The sequence below is a fragment of the Shewanella sp. ISS20 genome (assembly GCF_056522965.1).
Genome location: NZ_JAWRZK010000001.1, coordinates 3,867,847 through 3,886,046, shown reverse-complemented (window position 1 = coordinate 3,886,046; position 18,200 = coordinate 3,867,847). Strand labels below are relative to the sequence as shown.

The following is an 18,200-nucleotide window of genomic DNA, read 5'->3' as shown; positions in this document are numbered from 1 at the left end:
TATCAATCAGGGATCTTATCCTGTGATTGAGTTACTGGCTGTTCAACTTGAACAGGCGCAGTTGAAATACTTTTCCAGCTATCATCAACTTTCGCTGAGTTTGCACTCAAATTGCCAATGATTAAGCTTAATGCAAAGAAGCTAATTGCTAATATTGCAGTGGTTCGAGTCAGGAAGTTACCTGAACCATTTGAACCAAATAAGGTTCCTGAAGCACCGGCACCAAATGATGCGCCCATGTCAGCCCCTTTTCCTTGCTGGATTAAAATCAAGCCAATTAAGGCAAGTGAAACCAACAAGTAAACAATCATTAATACATTAAACATATTTTATGCGCTCATCGCTATGGAACACAGGGTTAAAAACTCAGCCGAGTTTAAACTGGCACCACCAATCAGTCCACCATCAACATCAGGCTGTGCGAAAATATCTGCCGCATTGGCTGGAGTCACACTACCACCGTAGAGGATTCGGATATTTTCCCCAATATAGGGAGACACTTCAGAAAGTCGTTTACGAATAAACGCATGTACTTCCTGGGCCTGCTCTGGTGTCGCACTTTTACCAGTTCCTACTGCCCAAAGTGGCTCGTAGGCGATAATTGCATTATCAAACGCCATAGTGCCATTTTTTTCAATGACCACATCCAACTCTTCAGCAATGACTTCAAATGTCCGTCTTGCTTCGCGGGCTGGACCTGACTCACCAACACAAAGTATCGGGGTCAAACCATGTCGCTGCGCTGCTGCAAACTTATCTGCAACTATATCACTGGTTTCGCCGTACATTCTACGACGTTCAGAATGACCGATAATAACATATCGACATCCGGCATCTGCAAGCATCTGCCCAGAAACTTCACCTGTATAAGCACCGAATTGATGCTGACTCAAGTTCTGAGCTCCCATTCTGACTAAGCTGCCACTTAAGGCCTCTTTATTTTGTTCCATCAACCGCTTTACACTTTCCAGGTAAATGGCTGGGGGACATAGGACTACCTCAGCTGAATCGTCCTTTATTTTGCGAGCAAACTTACTGAATAAATCTTGTGCCAATTCCGCACTACCATTCATTTTCCAGTTGCCTGCAACCATGGGGCGTCTGAGTGCCATCTCTGTCTCCTCTAAAAGCGGGAGGGATAATAACTAACAGCTAAGTAAGTTACAATACCCAAACCCACAAAATTTCGCTAAGTTAGTGCGAATGCTCGCTTTTTGCCCGAAAATGGGGTTTTATGGGCAGATTATCTGCCCAAGCATTTAGCCTTTGGAAACTTCAGTTACCGTTGCAGCGATTTGACTCGCAAAACGTTCCACTTCAGCTTGGTCTTCGCCTTCAACCATCACACGGATTAATGGCTCAGTGCCAGATTTACGTAAGAGTACGCGGCCACGTTGACCGAGCGCCTGTTCAACCTCAAAAACGGTTTGTTTTACTAAGGTAGACACCAATGGATCTGATTTGCCTTCAAAACGCACATTGATTAACACCTGCGGGAACATAGTAAGCTTGGCCGTTAATTGCTCCAGCGTTTGTTGTTGACGACACATAGCCGCCAACACAAGTACCCCAGCGATAATACCATCGCCCGTGGTTCCATTATCCAAGCTCAATATGTGGCCAGAGTTCTCACCGCCTAAGCGCCAACCCTTTTCTTTTAGCAACTCCATGACATAGCGATCGCCCACTTTCGAGCGCTCAAATGGAATGCCTTCAGCCTTTAAGGCTAACTCAAAACCTAAATTAGACATTAAGGTGCCGACTACGCCGCCTTTCAAGGTATCACGCAAATGAGCATCTATCGCCAAGATGTATAGAATTTGGTCACCATCAATCACTTCGCCATGACGATTAACCATCATGATACGGTCACCATCACCATCTAAAGCAATACCTAAATCACTGCCAGTTTCGAGCACTTTAGCCTGAATCGCGGCCATTGAGGTGGCGCCGCAATCAAGATTGATGTTCACACCATTTGGGCTAGTGCCTATGGTAATAACTTCAGCACCCAGTTCACGAAAAACGCTGGGAGCAATGTGATAAGTCGCGCCATGGGCGCAATCAACCACGATTTTCATGCCTTCTAAAGTAAATTCGGCGGGAAAATTACCTTTACAATATTCTATGTAGCGACCAGCGGCATCTTCTACCCGCGACACTTTACCGAGTAAATGCGATTCAACACAGGTCATAGGTTTTTCAAGTTCAGCTTCAATTAGTAGTTCAACGCTATCGTCTAACTTACAACCTGTCGTTGAGAAGAACTTAATTCCGTTATCGTAATAAGGATTATGTGACGCACTGATCACAACCCCAGCTTCGGCTCGGAAGGTGCGAGTTAAATAAGCAACCGCTGGCGTTGGCATTGGCCCAAGCAACATGACATTTAAGCCGGCGGCTGACAGCCCGGCTTCTAATGCTGATTCAAATAAATAACCAGAAATACGCGTATCTTTACCAATAATCACTTTACGAGTGCCACTGCGCGATAATACGCGACCAGCTGCCCAGCCTAATTTTAATGCTAATTCAGGCGTCATTGTTCCCGCGCCTACTCGGCCGCGAATGCCATCAGTTCCAAAAAATTTTCTCATTGCTGTAATCCATGTATAAATGTAACGAGGTCTCAACGCTGTTTGAAAATCAATAACGTACTATTGTCGCCATAATTTTCGTTTTTTAATTCTGTTTTATCATTTTGGTTTGGGTCATTTGCCAAACCTTTAGCATGTCCATGGTTTCTGCCACGTCATGCACACGAATAATATTGGCGCCATGTTGGCAAGCAATTAAGGCGGCGCTGACGCTGCCAACTAGTCGCTCTTCAACATCGCGATTCAGTAACTGCCCTATCATACTCTTGCGCGACAACCCGATTAACAAGGGGCGTTCTAACACGGCAAACTGCGCTAATTGCGCCAGTATTTGATAGTTATGGGTTAGCGTCTTACCAAAACCAAACCCTGGGTCTAATACTAAGTTATCGAGCGGGATACCTGCAGCGATACATGCCGCAATTCTCGCCTTAAAAAAAGTGAGAATATCATGAATAATATTTTCATACTCGGGATTAGCTTGCATGTTTTGCGGTTGCCCTTGCATATGCATTAAACATACCGGCACTTGTAACTGCGCGGCCATGGCTAATGCACCTGGCTCAGTTAATGCTCGCACATCATTAATCATATGGGCGCCAGTGGCAATCGCAGCTGCCATCACTGCAGGTTTGCTGGTATCAATGGAGATCCACACATCATGATGGCGACTAACATATTCAATGACGGGAATGACTCGCGCTAATTCTTGTTCTTCTGTGACTAAGGCAGCACCTGGGCGGGTCGACTCACCACCAATATCAATAATGCCGGCGCCAGCGTTAATCAGTTTATCGGCATGATCACAGGCATGCTTAGTGCTAAAAAAGTCTCCGCCATCAGAAAAAGAATCTGGAGTGGTATTAACAATGCCCATAATAACCGGCATTGACACATCTAATCTTGACCCGTGTGAATATAGCTTTTGCATCCATCCTCCGAAAACAAGAAAACCCCTTTCGGGGTTTTCTTTTATAACTCAAAAAGTTATTTAATCTCTGCCTCACCGCTGTCCTTTAGTGGCGTTTCAGGCTTAGGTTCAGCCTCAGTCACTTTAGGTTCAACGTTGTCTTGATTGGCAGCATCCGCTGAGCGAGCCTTAGGTGTCCCGTTGTCATCGCGCGAAGAATTATCTTCAGCCCAATCAGCAGGAGCACGGACTTCACGACGAGCCATCAAGTCATCAATCTGCGGCGAATCAAGAGTCTCATACTTCATTAAGGCATCTTTCATAGAATGTAAGATGTCTAAATTATCAGTCAGGATTTGCTGAGTACGCTGATAATTGCGATCGATAATCGCCTTAATTTCTGAGTCTATGATAGTCGCGGTTTCATCAGACATGTGCTTGGACTTACCCATAGAGCGACCTAAGAAGACTTCACCTTCTTCTTCGGCATACAATAATGGTCCAAGTTTGTCAGAGAAGCCCCACTGAGTCACCATGTTACGCGCTATCGAAGTGGCATACTTAATGTCTTGCGATGCACCCGTCGATACTTGCTCGCGGCCATAAATCATCTCTTCAGCTAAACGTCCACCATAAGCTACTGAGATTTGACACTCAAGTTTACGGCGGCTTTGGCTAACAGCATCAGCCTCTGGCAAGAAGAAAGTTACACCTAACGCGCGGCCACGAGGAATAATGGTTACTTTATGAACCGGATCGTGCTCTGGCATTAAAAAACCAACAATGGCGTGGCCGGCTTCGTGATAAGCCGTCATTTCTTTGTCAGCTTCCGACATCACCATAGAGCGGCGCTCAGCACCCATCATGATTTTATCTTTAGCACGCTCAAACTCTTCCATTCCCACCACACGGCGATTACCGCGGGCAGCAAACAGAGCCGCTTCGTTGACTAAGTTAGCTAAATCGGCGCCAGAGAAACCTGGCGTACCACGAGCAATCACGCTCGCTTGTACATCATCACCAATCGGTACTTTGCGCATATGCACTTTCAGGATCTGCTCACGACCACGAACATCAGGTAAACCTACCACTACTTGACGATCGAAACGACCTGGACGCAGTAATGCGGCATCGAGAACGTCGGGACGGTTAGTCGCCGCAATCACGATAATACCTTCATTACCTTCAAAGCCATCCATCTCAACTAGCATTTGGTTCAGTGTTTGTTCACGCTCATCGTGCCCACCACCTAATCCAGCGCCACGTTGACGGCCGACCGCATCGATTTCGTCGATAAAAATAATACATGGGGCAGATTTTTTGGCTTGCTCGAACATATCACGTACGCGCGAGGCACCCACACCCACAAACATTTCAACAAAATCAGAACCTGAAATGGTAAAAAATGGCACTTTAGCTTCACCGGCAATGGCTTTAGCTAATAATGTTTTACCTGTACCTGGTGGGCCAACAAGCAAGACGCCTGTAGGTATACGACCACCAAGACGTTGGAATTTAGTTGGGTCACGTAAGTAATCCACTAACTCCTTCACTTCTTCTTTGGCTTCGTCACAACCTGCTACGTCACCAAACGTAGTTTTGATTTGATCTTCGCCCATCAACTTGGCTTTACTCTTACCAAATGACATTGCGCCTTTACCACCGCCGCCTTGCATTTGACGCATAAAGAATATCCATACGCCAATTAATAGCAGCATGGGGAACCAAGAAATAAAGATTTGAGTCAAGAAACCAGTCTGTTCGGCTTCCTTACCCGCTACGAGCACGCCTTTGCTCATCAGATCATTGATAAGATCTTGATCATACATAGGCATGATAGTGGTGAATTTCTCACCGCTGCGCTTTACTCCATCTATAGTGCGTTGGTCGCTAGCAATAACAACTGACGCTACATTACCTTTTTGGTTTGCATCCAAAAAGGTTGAATAATCCATCTTCTGCGCTGAGGAAGAAGAGGGGGAGTATCCCTGGAACACCGACATCAGTACGACGGCGATGACCACCCAGAGTATTAGATTTTTTGCCATGTCACTCAAATTACTCGACCTCTTAAAGTCTTGCGATGATTAACGCTAGATTACTACAACTTGTAACCTGTCGCCACAAGATAGACTTCACGCGAACGCGGGCGTGAGGAGTCCGGTTTACGGGTCTTGACTACCTTAAAGGCATCCTTCACCGCTTTCATATAATCGTCAAAGCCCTCCCCCTGAAAGACCTTAACGGCAAAACTACCATTGGGTGCTAATACTTGGTGACACATATCAAGTGCCAGTTCCACCAAATACATAGCGCGGGGCTGATCAACCCCCCCGGTTCCACTCATATTAGGCGCCATATCTGATAACACTAGATCCACTTTCGCTTCACCAACACGTGTTAAGAGGGCTTCCAATACTTTATCTTCACGGAAATCCCCTTGTAAAAAGTCGACTCCGACTATGGGGTCCATAGGTAAAATGTCACAAGCTATGACCTTACCTTTGCCCTCAAGCAATTTAACCGCGATTTGTGACCAGCCGCCAGGAGCTGCCCCTAAATCAACGACTGTCATGCCGGGTTTAATCAACTTATCCTTTTGTTGCAACTCTTCTAACTTGAATGCTGCTCGCGATCGCAAACCTTGTTTTTGAGCTAATTTGACATAATGATCATCAAAATGCTCTAGCATCCAGCGGTTTGAGCTGGCTGAACGTTTTTTACCTGACATCGAATTTCCGTGAAAATGAGTATTACACTGAGCCTATATAAGGGTAGAATAGCGGTTTTTCAACAGTAACTCAGCATAAAGTTGGTAGAAATGAACTTAACAACCAAACAGAAACAACACCTCAAAGCACTGGCTCACAACTTAAAGCCTGTGGTGTTGCTGGGATCCAACGGTTTAACCGAAGGTGTACTGGCTGAAATCGATAGTGCGCTCGGTCATCACGAACTAATTAAAGTGAAGGTCGCTACCAGTGATCGCGACATGAAAACCGCCATTGTAGATGCTATTGTTCGTGAAACTCAGTCTGAAAAAGTCCAAGTCATTGGCCACATACTGATATTGTTCCGTCAGTCAGAAGAAATGAAGATTGCTTTGCCACGAGCCAAGTAAATTTCAACAAAAAAGCCGCTAAATTTAGCGGCTTTTTTGTATCTATTAAATATATTGAACTGACACTATCTCAAAATCAGAGATACCACCTGGCGTCACAATCGTCACTTCATCATCCACACTCTTACCAATCAAACCTCTGGCAATCGGTGAATTCACTGAAATCAAATTGAGTTTAAAGTTCGCCTCATCATCACCAACAATTCTGTAGGTCACTTCATCTTCAGTGTTCAGATTTAAAATCGTCACAGTGGTACCAAAAATAACCTTGCCAGTATTTGGCATTTTGGTTACATCAATAATTTGCGAGTTTGACAATTTACCTTCAATGTCACGAATACGCGCTTCGCAGATACCTTGCTCTTCACGGGCGGCATGATATTCAGCATTTTCTTTTAAGTCGCCAAGCTCACGAGCCGTAGCAATGGCTTCGGTAATTTTAGGGCGTCTATCGAACTTCAAAAAATCCAGTTCTTTGCGCAAGTTCTCTGCGCCAACGACGGTCATTGGAACCTTATTATTCATAACAGTTCTGTGTCTCCATTAAACAACAGTAATCCAAACAAGACAGTGCTCATTTGGATATAAATAGGTTGGAATTGCACCAGCAATGAAAATAGGTGGTGCTTTAGAATGCCTACAGCTTACCCAAGCTTGCGCCTATATGAAAGAATCTCCATGAAAATTTATTTGATAAGTGGATGTTCTATACTTTTGCAGTCTTAATCAGCAGAGAAAAACCATGACAGATCAACATAAAGGCTTATGGCTAGCGTTTACTGGGATCATGATCCTAAGCTTCGATAGCCTATTAGTTAAATTGATCGGCGGTTCACCTTGGGATCTACTTTTTTGGCGCGGAGCATTGCAAGCGAGCTCCTTATTCTTCATTCAATTAATTTTTAATCGCCATGAATTAGTTCAAGATTTTACTCCGCCGACTAAGTTAGTGCTACTGGCAGGCGTGTTATTTGCGGCCTCCACCATATGTTTTGTGGAATCGCTCGATCATACCCAAGTTGCCAGCACTTTAGTGATAGTTAATACCGCACCATTATTTACCGCATTGTTAGCGCTTATTGTATTAAAAGAAAGAATTGAACGTACTACCCAAGTGGCTATTGCCATAGCGATTTCCGGAATTTGGATCATTTTTGCCTTCGCCCCAGGTGATGGCGAATGGATAGGTAACCTCTACGCTGTCTTTACTGCTATGTCGACGGCTATCTATCTAGTCATTATGCGTAAAACCAAAGGCCAACATGCTGCCAGCTTTTTGATTGCTTCTGGCATCTTGGTTGCGCTCTATTCGCTTTATCAAGGCGCTAGCCCGTTAAGTGTTAGCCAGAGCCAGTTTATCTACTTATTGCTGCTAGGCGGTTTAGTGGTGCCAGGGGCTTATCTGTGCATCTCTAAGTCACCTGCGTATATACCCGCGGCGCAAACTAGCTTCATTTTGCTAGCAGAGGTGCTATTAGGTCCATTATATGTGTATTTATTTGTGGGCGATGTGCCATCAGCCAATGATATGGCCGGCGGCGCCATCATATTAACCACCTTAGGCATACATACAGTGTGGCAAATACGAAAAAGCACTAGCCCGGCGAGTTGATTTTTAAGCAAATAACTCAAAATACCAGCGCAAAGATTAAAAGCTGAGCAAACAGTTTGTTTTTGCAAAAAAACGACTTGCCAGTTTAGAACTGTGACACTACTATAGCCACATCAAGCAGCGACAGCCGCTAGATAGCAGACTAACTCTGATGTTAGTTGCCCGAATAGCTCAGTCGGTAGAGCAGAGGATTGAAAATCCTCGTGTCCCTGGTTCGATTCCGGGTTCGGGCACCAAAATTAGCCGGCATAGCTCAGTTGGTAGAGCAACTGACTTGTAATCAGTAGGTCCCGAGTTCGACTCTTGGTGCCGGCACCATATAAACAACAAAGCCACTCAATGAGTGGCTTTGTTGTTTCTGTAGCAAAATAAAACCTTCTTACATTCATTGGTGATTGAATCTAATTGGTAGTTGCATCGAGATAATACTTCTTGAGCCTATGTATAAGGCAAGCCCCTCTGATTTATGCCCGCAATACATAACACCTCCCCCACTACACTCAATACACTGTCACGCTCCAATCGCAACGACTCCTTTCTAGCTTGCCATAGGTTACTGGAACTCCAATAATGCCTTGTGACGCGAGAGTTACAAGCAGCCAAGATAAATAGTCACCCAAAGAAAACGGCCCTATAAAGGACCGTTACTGTTTACGTATATCAGGCGTCAATCAACTCTCGACTAACTCACCGTCAAAGATACTGTACGTTATTTCCAGCTACGCATCCTATGACCTTTCAGGGCATAGAATAAGATAAATAGGTAGCAAGGTAAGCCAACCCAGTAAGCCATTTGAGTATCAGCAAACAAGGCAACTTGACCAAAGGCTAGAGGTAAAATAGCGCCACCGGAAATACCCATGATTAATAAGGCAGAACCTTGAGCAGTAAACTTACCTAAACCTTGTAAAGCTAACGGCCATACTGACGGCCATACCAAGGCGTGTGCCAGACCCATCATAGCCACAAACGTCACTGAGTCGGGGATCACAGGAATACCAGACCAGCCCCATAACACTTGAGCAATAGCGGTTGACTCAGTTGATGCCATAGTTGCGCCAAAGATACACAACATACCCGCAACTGATGAGCCGATTAATGCAGCTTCTTGGCTAATGATTTTTGGAATACAAGTCACACCAATTAAGTAACCTATCACCATGAAAACCATAGTATAAGAAGTTAAGGAAGCAAAGTTTTGAACGCCTAATCCGGCGCCATATAAACCTATGGTATCACCAGCAATAACTTCAATACCGACGTAACAAAATAAGGCAACAGCACCTAATACTACTTGTGGGAACTGCATGATACCGGTGGCATTCTTATGCTCTGCCCCTGGCTCATCAAACTCAAGTTCGGGTAATGATGAGAATTTAACTAAACCAATCAAAAACACTAAAGCCACTGCCATATAAATATAAGGCATCACTAAGCGTGCTGATAATTCAGAAATTTGTGCAGCTCTTTCAACTTCATTTAAAGCCGCTAAGTGTTCAGAGCTAAAATTATCAAGACCTGATAATACCAAGGCAGTAAATAAGAGTGGCACCATTACGCCAGCACCCTTATTAATTAATCCCATGATACTAATACGCATCGCCGCACTTTCACGCGGACCAATATGCACTACATACGGGTTAGATGCTGTTTGTAAAATAGTTAATCCAGTGCCTAGCACAAACAAAGCCACTAGGAACAATAGATAGTTGGCTGATTGAGCGGCAGGAATAAACATTAATGAACCGACGCCCATAATGCCAAGACCAATTGCCATACCATCTTTATAGCCTGTCTTCTTTAAGATATATGACATAGGTAAAGCCATGACTGTATAGGCAATATAAAAAGCAAAAGTCACGAATAACGCTTGAAATTCATTTAGCTCACAAATGATTTTTAGAAAGGGGATTAAAGAGCCATTTAACCAAGTTACAAAACCAAAAATAAAAAACAATATGCCAATAATGGTCATAGGTAATAGGCTGCTTTGCGGCGCCCCTTTTGCCTCACTCACTGCACTCATACTCATATCCTACCTCTTGTCCTTGTTATCATTATTAAAGCTTAAGCTTCCCGCCTAGCGGCTAACTCTATTTTTTATACACTTAATCATTTTTAACTATGTTTATTTAAGCATAACACCATAAAAAGACAGCGCTGTCATCCTTAAGGAACCTATGATAGTAAGCTAGGTCACACTTTAATAAATAGCTGGCGGTTATATAGCCAGCGCAGCATTAACCACTGCACAGTAATTAGCGAAATCGCCAATAATAAGGGCTGCCATAACTCTGGAGCCGCTTGAATAAACCCACCGAATAGGCTGTCAGCTACATAGCGCCATTGCACTAAGCTCGATGCCAAGTAAATCACTATCGCATTGGTGCCTATTACAGCAAAAAACCAGCCAAACCTTTGCCAATTAAGAACATCGACTAGCCCATAAAACAGAGCCAACAGCAACATGCTAGAGCCTATGGTGACTAGCGAAAAAGTCATGGTCCATAAGGATTTATTAATAGGAACCCATGGCGATAACAGAATGCCAATAATAATGAGAGCGCTACCAGCAAACAATAAGGTCAAGAGTAATCGTTTAGGGGATGCTTGCTGCTTAACAAAGCGTCCAACAAAGACACCCACTAAAGCATTGATGATGGCGGGCAAGGTTGAAAGCAAACCTTCGGGGTCGTAAGGCAGATTCTGATAAGTGATGCCTGGCAGCCAATGAGTATCCACCCAAGCATTAATTGAGCCTACCGCCGTAAAAGCATTAGCGCCAAAGCTTAATTGCAATAAGGTATAAGCAATTAATGCTATGGCCGCGAGCCAATATTGGCTGCGGATTGAGGTGTGCCAGACTATCATGGCCGTGAAAAACCAAGCAAAACCGATTCTGGCTAACACACTGGCATAACGCACTTGCTCAAGAGACGCCGGCATGCCACTGCCCCAGCCATGGTTATAAATAATTCCGAGGACAATCAATAAGGATAAACGCGTCAAGGCGTGGCGATAATAGGGATATCTAGATGCTAAGGGTAAAGCGTCAAGGCGTTTGGCTGATAAGCCTAAGGCAACGCCCGATAAGAATATAAATAAGGGGAAAATCAAATCATAAAAGCTAAAGCCATGCCACTGGCTGTGGTGCATTTGGCCATCCAACCACTCAAACCCTCGCCAAGAAGTCAGAACAAATAAGGCCGCAAATATGGCCTCACCACCTAAAATCCAAAACATATCAAAGCCGCGCAAGGCATCTAATGATTTAAGTCTGGTGCGCGGCTTATCTGCCGGCGTTATGGGCGGTAACGCATCCTTCGTTTGTCCTTGGCTCATGGTTCATCCTGATAATTATTATGATGGCCAAATTTAAATTATTTTAGCGAGCGTTGCTATTCTGCAAGCAACTAATCAAGCAACTAATAATGAGCACCCCCACCAATATAGGTGTGGCTAACCTGTAAATCGTCATCTAAAACCACAAAGTCAGCTCTTGCGCCAACGGTTAACTGGCCATAATCATCGCTAACCCCTAAATACTGGGCAGGATATAAAGACGCCATTCTTAACGCTTCATCTAGAGACAGACCTAACATAGATACGCTATTACGCACTGCTGAAGCCATATCAAGTACGCAGCCGGCAAGCTCGCCGGTCACTGCATTTAAGCGATCGCCACTGCGAATGACTTGTTGACCAAAGAGTTCAAAAGTCAGGTTGTCATCGTCCCCGACCGGCGGCATAGCATCAGTCACCAGTAATATTTTACCAGGCGCTTTGGCGCGAAGTGCAATGCGCGCGCTTGCGGCATGAACATGATGACCATCGACAATTAAGCCGCACCAAGCGTCGCTATCAAGTGCTGCGCCAACCATGCCAGGCTCTCTTGAGCCAAGTGCTGTCATAGCATTAAATAAGTGGGTAAAACCATCGGCGCCAGCATTAATCGCCGCCATCGCCGTGGCATAATCAGCATTGGAATGACCAAGGCAAACTTTAACGCCCGCGGCCACTAACTGACTAATGACATCTTCTGCCACATTTTCAGGCGCTAACGTGACTAATTTAATCCCGAGATCTTGCCGAGCAAATTCCGCCAATTCAGCATTGGCAATGCGGCGAATATGGCCTGCAGGATGTACGCCCTTTTTCGGCACAGATAAATGTGGGCCTTCAAAATGCACCCCTAAAATACCGGGAACTTGAGCCTTAATCGCTTGAGCCATAGCAGAACTTGCGGCCTGCATGACTTCAATATCATCAGTAATCAAGGTTGGCAGCATAGCCGTGGTACCAAAACGCGCATGAGCTTTGGCTATGGCCTGAATACCAGCAACACTTGGGCTGCTATTAAATAGCACCCCGCCGCCACCATTGACTTGAATATCAATAAAACCAGGCACAACTCGCCCTGTGAGCACTTGTGCATCAGGACTCGCCGAGTTCGTACTTAAGGACACAATACGCCCTTGTTCGACACAAAATTCCACATCAGATAGCCACTGCTGACCATCAAACAATTGCTGCGCACGGAAGTAAGTTCTCATTGAGTTATGCCTCGTTAAATGACTGCTGATTATAAGGTTTGGGTAACTTTCTTAAGACCCTTTGGGTTATCAGGATCGATTCCCCGAGCAATAGCCACAGCGGCCATATCGATATAAAAACGCTGCAACAAGGCTAATGGCGCAACGCGCGGCGCTAAGCCATTGGCAGTTTGATTTAAGTGGATCATATTGGCGCCGCGACTTGCCACGTTTTCAACTTGTTCTATGTGACTGGCATAAGACTCATCAGCAACGCAAGCATCAATAACGGTAAGCTTTTGCTCTACTAAGGTCACTGGGCCATGCAAAAACTCAGCACTTGAGAAAGCTTCAGCATGCACGCCGCCAACTTCTTTCATTTTTAACGCAATTTCTTTAGATACTGCATAACCAAAACCGCGGCCTAAGATCACCAGGTTTTTAACGCCTTCTAATGCTTCTGCTTTTAGTTGTGGCTCAGCATCAACTGCGCCTTGCAGGGCATCAGGCAAGGTCTCTAAAGACGCCAGTAATTCTTCATTTTGTGACCAGTTAGCGGCCAACTGCAGTAATGATGACAAAGTAGCTAAGTAGCTCTTAGTGGCAGCTACTGCTTTTTCTTCACCAGCGCGCACCGGCCACACCTGATCAACAATATCTTTAATCGGTGAAGTTTCATCATTAACAATGGCAATACAATAAGCACCGGCTTCTTTCGCCATGCGTGCCTGCGCCAAAATATCTGGGCTACGACCGGATTGAGAAATCACAATCACTAAGCCGCCTTCGAGGTGCAAGGTTTTACCATAGACGCTAGCAACCGATGGTGCCGCAGCAAAGGTAGGCACGCCTAACTCTACTTCTAATAAATACTTAGCAAACACACCAGCATGATCTGATGAGCCACGGCCCACTATCATCACGAACTTTGGTTTGAACTCACGTAATTTCTGCCCGATTTCTACCGCTAATTCTTTATTAGCCAGTAATTGTTCACGGATCAGGTGCGGGGCTTGACGCGCTTCGCGCTCCATGATGGTTTGAGTCATATATTTATCCTTAAATTGCAACTTGTTGTTCTGATTGCTGGGCATATAATACTGCGCCCATTTCGGGTGCAGCTAATATAGGTTTGATGGCATCGCTGACCTGCGGCGCTAAAAAAGGTCGTAAAGGCTCGGCTAACCCGCCTATCATAGAGAAACGGCTTGGGCTGATGCTCAGTAATTTCTGCGCTAATTGACTAATGTAATCCGCGCCATCATTTACTATGGCTAAAGCCACTTCATCGCCTTCGCGAGCGGTTGCTAATACCAGATGCGCCAATTTGGCATAACAGCATGATGAATGACCGGCTAACTGCGCCACTATGCCCATGGCATCTTTACAACCGAAATAGTTAAGAAGCTTTGGGGTTAACGCGGTTGGGCTGGCAAAACCATCGAGAGCGAGTAACACATGCTCGGCGGCCTTTAAACCTAACCAAGCACCACTGCCTTTATCGCCTAAAGCAAAACCATGACCACCGAGTAACACTTGCTGCGAGCCAGTGTTCGCATAGCCGCAAGAACCTGTGCCAGTAATAATCACAGCGCCGTTATCGCCGCCATGAGCGCCAAGACAGGCAGTATGTAAGTCTGTGGTGAGATAAAAACGTTGGAAAGGATGATCCCAGGCGGCAACATCGGCAAATAAGCGCGGAACGTTTACACCAGCAAGACCAGCGCCCACTATCAGGCTTGATATTAGGCTTGCATCTAAGCCCGCATCAGCTAGGGCTAATAAGGCAGACTCAGTGATTGAATCAAACGTTTGCTGTAATCCATGCAGAGGATTGGCGCGACCTGCGACACCTACTCCTAAGGCACCTCGCTGCTGACAATAGAGCAAGGCTCGGCATTTTGTACCACCGCCATCGATTCCTAAAAATAATGGCTGCTGCGTGTGCGCATTTGAATTCATCGCATCTCTCATGTGATATCCGTCCATAGAATCATCCTGCAACATCAGGATTTATTGTGGTTGATATGATGTTAGCCCAAAAATGACAGCGCTGTCATTTTATATTATTCGACCTCTGAACCAATGCGTGATTACCACCTAAATTTAGAGAAGCATCACGTTAACCTCACCTTAATCGTATGAATTACAATCGATTTGTGGGTGATTTTTCACCTCCACCCCGCATGCATTCATAATGAGTCCCTCAAAATTAACATTCTCCCTGCCCGCTTATCATCGGCGGAACGGGCGCGCACAGCGACAGGCAAGGTAACCTTAACGCCATGACTCCAGCGCTGCCACTGACCATTCATTTCTCGATATTCAAGCGCAAGCCCTGGGAAGCTAGTATTCATATGCAATAAACCATCTTGAATTTTCGCCCCAGCCAAAGGCACGCGATACTCAACCTTAGCCTTGTCTAATTTCACTAATGCTTTTTGCCCTAAGGTATTGGCCAGTAGCTGCCACTGCGCTAATTGCTGCGCTTGCATCAAGGGCGTGAAATACTCACTATTTTCGCTATAAATGGCCCCTTGCGGCAGATAAGGCACTTCCCATTCAGGGCGATGCCAAGCTCTTTCTGCCAGCATCAAGAGGCGCGGAAAAGTGAGATAATCAACCAGTTGATTAGAACGAACAGTTTCACTCCATAGCTGCCCTTGAATACCAAGCACCTCACGCCCTTGTGCTAATGGCACTTGTCCAATAGCAACGGGAGCCGCATGAGTATTGGAGTGAGTGCTTGTATCTAAACCCATATCTAAGCCTGTATCTGTACGAATGATGCTGTCATCGGCCACATAAGGCCGCCCTTCAAAATTGTGCCACTGCTCAGCATTAGCGGCTAAATTGCCTGGCATGAATTCAAAGACTTTACGGCTAGAGCTTGCTCGCGTCGCCCAATAATAACCATGCTCTTTGGGATCGGCGGCGTGCGGCATATCGAAATACAACACATCGGGAACGGAAAGCACGACATCCCAACCCAAATTAGTTTGCTGATGAGCACGCTTATGGCCACCAGCATGCAGACTATCCCACACATTGGATTGCACTATGGTTGGCATATTTTCTATGCGGGTATGGCTCATGCCATCGCTCCAACCGGCGACTTCAATGCCTTTTTGCGCCAGCATTTGGCTAATCCGCTCGATAAAATAACCACCGAGTTGATTCATATCAGTAACGCCATAAGGATTATTTGCAATAAAGGCGGCGCACGCTGGTGATTTAAGCCAAGCGCCAGCGGTTTCATCGGCGCCTATGTGATATCGCGTGAGCGCAGCACCAGCCTCTTGATGCATAAAGGCGATTTCATTTATTACCTTGTCAATAAATGCAAAACTCGACTCTAAGCACACATTGATGGTGTTGTCGTTATAGTGCTGAATCGATGAGTATTGGGTTTTATCTTGCGGATCGCTAAGCTGATATTGATTGACCATCGCAGGCGCTAAGCGCGCACTTCTAGCATCCATAGCTTTAATCGCCGCACGCGAATGCCCTGGCATATCCATAGAGGGGATAATTTGGATATGGTGCGCCGCCGCAAACTTAACTAAATGTATGTACTGCTCTCGGCTGTAGTAACCATTCACACTCGAATCGGCATTTGGCCCACTGCCCAGTTGGGGTAATAAACAGGTTTTTTCAGTTAAATCATGACAACGCTTAGCACCAACATCAGTGAGCTCTGGTAAACCCGCAATAGCCAAGCGCCACCCTTCATCATCGGCCATATGCAAATGCAGCTTGTTAAGCTTAAAGGCTGCCATTTGTGCAAGCAGCTTTTCAATTTGGGCTACGCCATGAAAGTTTCGGGCAACATCAAGATGAAAGCCGCGAAATGAATAGCGCGGCGCATCAACCACTGTCAGCGGCGCCACACTTTGAGTATTGATATCATACAAACTGGCTAGCGACATTAAGCCGTAAAACACTCCGGTATCACTGCCACCAGCAATGGCAATGCCCGCATCATTAATAGCTAATCGATAAGCCTCAATGCCAAGGCTTGGATCTAAGCTTAAAGCAAGGCTTACACCACTTGATGATTGAGTCATGCCTAACGAGGCTAGATAGGTTAATGCGCTTTCCATGGCTATTTTGTTGCTATTGGCATAGCCCTGAATCTTTAGTCCCGAGGCAAGTGAGAGTGGCGGCGCCTTAATCAACTGTACAACTGTTGGCGTTGGAATAATTTGGCTGCTGACGCCAGCCTCATTTCGAGGCGTGTCTTGATTTTCAGCAAAGATTGATTGCGGCGTTACCCAAGTCACGTCATCACTGACGCTACTTTTAAATTGTAATTGAGCGTTATCATAGGCTTTGACAAAGGGGCGGATTTCCATGCCCGTCTCGGCTTCAAATTGCAACTGAGTGCTGTGGATGACCTCTGGGGCTAACCCTGCTTGCACCAGATAGTAATTGGGCATGGCATCGCTTTCGGCTAATTGCCATAACTCGGCCACAAAAGGAATGGTGACTGTGTGACCTGCTTTAAAGCCTTGAAATTGCGGGGTTGCCTGCAACTGATGTAAATCGCCTTGAATGCGTTTAATGGTGAATAGTGGGGTTAGTACGCGTGAAATTGGGCGAATGTGGCTAAAAAATATGGAAACATCACCGCTATAATCAACTGTTGATGTTATGACTAGCTGAGCGTTAACACAACTCAGCTTAGGGGCAGTTTCTGAGGTTTGAGCGGACGGCGCACTATTATCGGCAGTGAGGCAGTCGCGACCTTGGGTATTATTAATAAGTTGATATTCAAGCTTAAGTTGCTGGGCAAATGCCGCAAGCTTAGCCTGAGATTCACTCGGCTGACTGTCTTCGCCCTGCGTCACTATGGTGTTGGTCGCTATGGTGTTAGTCGCAGAGCCCTGCATCCCTGAAATTTTAGTCTCAGCATTAGTTAACGCCTGCGCATTGACACTAAAACTGAGCATTACACTCAATCCAAGCGCAGCGCTTAAGGCTAGCACTAACCTTGCCCTTGACGTTAATGCGGGCACAGACCTAAGTGGCATCGACAATAAGTCAAAGCGATTCATCACTATCCTCTCTTGTGATTATGTAAGGCTGCCACCTGTAATACACCAGACAAAAAAATGGCTGGGAATCATCTGTGATGAACCCAGCCCATGTAGTTTCTGGGGAGAGACTAACTAGACAAATGGAGCAGTAAAGCCTTGCAAATGCAACTCGCAACCAAAGTGGTGACGATAATCAACAAGCATGAAGGAGACCTCATCCATTCATGCAGACCTTCACAGAGTTACCAAACAAGCAATGACAACGCTGTCATTTAAGATTACACAAGCGCGACACAAATTTCTACAATTATCTCACCAACAAAAGCAAATCATTAACACCTAGATTTTTAGACGCAAATAAATCCCAGTGAACAGGCTAAGACCCCCCT

Annotated in this window: 15 protein-coding genes and 2 tRNA genes; 4 read left to right on the top strand and 13 right to left on the bottom strand. The window is 45.5% G+C overall.

All coding sequences use genetic code 11. The features are described 5' to 3' along the window. Positions 1–2: 2 nt before the first annotated feature. The 6 genes from secG to rlmE all read right to left on the bottom strand — a co-directional run bounded on the left by secG (position 3) and on the right by rlmE (position 6,238). The gene (secG, locus tag AC1HDP_RS17745) at positions 3–326 is read right to left on the bottom strand and encodes a preprotein translocase subunit SecG (protein ID WP_479639779.1); all 324 of its coding nucleotides are present in this window, start codon (positions 324–326) and stop codon (positions 3–5) included. 3 nt (positions 327–329) lie between these two features. Continuing rightward, positions 330–1,112, bottom strand: a complete 783-nt coding sequence (tpiA, locus tag AC1HDP_RS17740) for a triose-phosphate isomerase (RefSeq protein ID WP_140931668.1) — start codon at positions 1,110–1,112, stop codon at positions 330–332. A 147-nt stretch (positions 1,113–1,259) separates the two neighbouring features. Beyond that, positions 1,260–2,597, bottom strand: coding sequence for a phosphoglucosamine mutase (gene glmM, locus AC1HDP_RS17735; RefSeq protein WP_479639778.1), 1,338 nt, complete (start codon positions 2,595–2,597; stop codon positions 1,260–1,262). A gap of 85 nt (positions 2,598–2,682) precedes the next feature. Then, on the bottom strand, positions 2,683–3,528 hold the full coding sequence (gene folP, locus AC1HDP_RS17730; RefSeq protein WP_479639777.1) for a dihydropteroate synthase: 846 nt from the start codon (positions 3,526–3,528) through the stop codon (positions 2,683–2,685). A 56-nt stretch (positions 3,529–3,584) separates the two neighbouring features. Next, positions 3,585–5,564, bottom strand: coding sequence for an ATP-dependent zinc metalloprotease FtsH (gene ftsH, locus AC1HDP_RS17725; protein WP_479639776.1), 1,980 nt, complete (start codon positions 5,562–5,564; stop codon positions 3,585–3,587). A gap of 44 nt (positions 5,565–5,608) precedes the next feature. Further along, positions 5,609–6,238, bottom strand: a complete 630-nt coding sequence (rlmE, locus tag AC1HDP_RS17720) for a 23S rRNA (uridine(2552)-2'-O)-methyltransferase RlmE (RefSeq protein WP_140931660.1) — start codon at positions 6,236–6,238, stop codon at positions 5,609–5,611. A gap of 90 nt (positions 6,239–6,328) precedes the next feature. Here rlmE and yhbY point away from each other — a divergent pair, with 90 nt between their 5' ends. Beyond that, a complete protein-coding gene (yhbY, locus tag AC1HDP_RS17715) occupies positions 6,329–6,628 on the top strand; it encodes a ribosome assembly RNA-binding protein YhbY (protein WP_479639775.1) in 300 nt (99 codons plus the stop codon). Between the two features lie 45 nt (positions 6,629–6,673). Here the strand turns inward: yhbY and greA are convergent, their stop codons facing one another. Next, positions 6,674–7,153, bottom strand: coding sequence for a transcription elongation factor GreA (gene greA, locus AC1HDP_RS17710; RefSeq protein ID WP_479639774.1), 480 nt, complete (start codon positions 7,151–7,153; stop codon positions 6,674–6,676). Between the two features lie 217 nt (positions 7,154–7,370). Between greA and AC1HDP_RS17705 the strand changes: the two genes are divergently transcribed. From AC1HDP_RS17705 to AC1HDP_RS17695, 3 genes are all read left to right on the top strand, one after another. Beyond that, the gene (locus tag AC1HDP_RS17705) at positions 7,371–8,240 is read left to right on the top strand and encodes a DMT family transporter (RefSeq protein ID WP_479639773.1); all 870 of its coding nucleotides are present in this window, start codon (positions 7,371–7,373) and stop codon (positions 8,238–8,240) included. A 160-nt stretch (positions 8,241–8,400) separates the two neighbouring features. Further along, a tRNA-Phe gene (locus tag AC1HDP_RS17700) sits at positions 8,401–8,476 on the top strand. Positions 8,477–8,482: 6 nt separating this feature from the next. Continuing rightward, a tRNA-Thr gene (locus AC1HDP_RS17695) sits at positions 8,483–8,558 on the top strand. A gap of 391 nt (positions 8,559–8,949) precedes the next feature. Here the strand turns inward: AC1HDP_RS17695 and AC1HDP_RS17690 are convergent. The 6 genes from AC1HDP_RS17690 to AC1HDP_RS17665 form a co-directional block, all read right to left on the bottom strand. Continuing rightward, complete coding sequence (locus AC1HDP_RS17690; protein ID WP_479639772.1) at positions 8,950–10,272, bottom strand: sugar MFS transporter; 1,323 nt, start codon at positions 10,270–10,272, stop codon at positions 8,950–8,952. Positions 10,273–10,436: 164 nt separating this feature from the next. Next, complete coding sequence (gene nagX / locus AC1HDP_RS17685; protein WP_479639771.1) at positions 10,437–11,582, bottom strand: transmembrane glucosamine N-acetyltransferase NagX; 1,146 nt, start codon at positions 11,580–11,582, stop codon at positions 10,437–10,439. 83 nt (positions 11,583–11,665) lie between these two features. After that, complete coding sequence (gene nagA, locus AC1HDP_RS17680) at positions 11,666–12,793, bottom strand: N-acetylglucosamine-6-phosphate deacetylase (protein WP_479639770.1); 1,128 nt, start codon at positions 12,791–12,793, stop codon at positions 11,666–11,668. A 29-nt stretch (positions 12,794–12,822) separates the two neighbouring features. After that, complete coding sequence (gene nagB-II / locus AC1HDP_RS17675; protein ID WP_479639769.1) at positions 12,823–13,821, bottom strand: glucosamine-6-phosphate deaminase NagB-II; 999 nt, start codon at positions 13,819–13,821, stop codon at positions 12,823–12,825. A 10-nt stretch (positions 13,822–13,831) separates the two neighbouring features. After that, positions 13,832–14,734 carry an N-acetylglucosamine kinase gene (gene nagK / locus AC1HDP_RS17670; protein ID WP_479639768.1) on the bottom strand — a complete coding sequence of 301 codons (903 nt, stop codon included), beginning with the start codon at positions 14,732–14,734 and terminating at the stop codon, positions 13,832–13,834. Positions 14,735–14,964: 230 nt separating this feature from the next. Next, a complete protein-coding gene (locus tag AC1HDP_RS17665; protein ID WP_479639767.1) occupies positions 14,965–17,829 on the bottom strand; it encodes a family 20 glycosylhydrolase in 2,865 nt (954 codons plus the stop codon). Positions 17,830–18,200 lie beyond the last annotated feature (371 nt).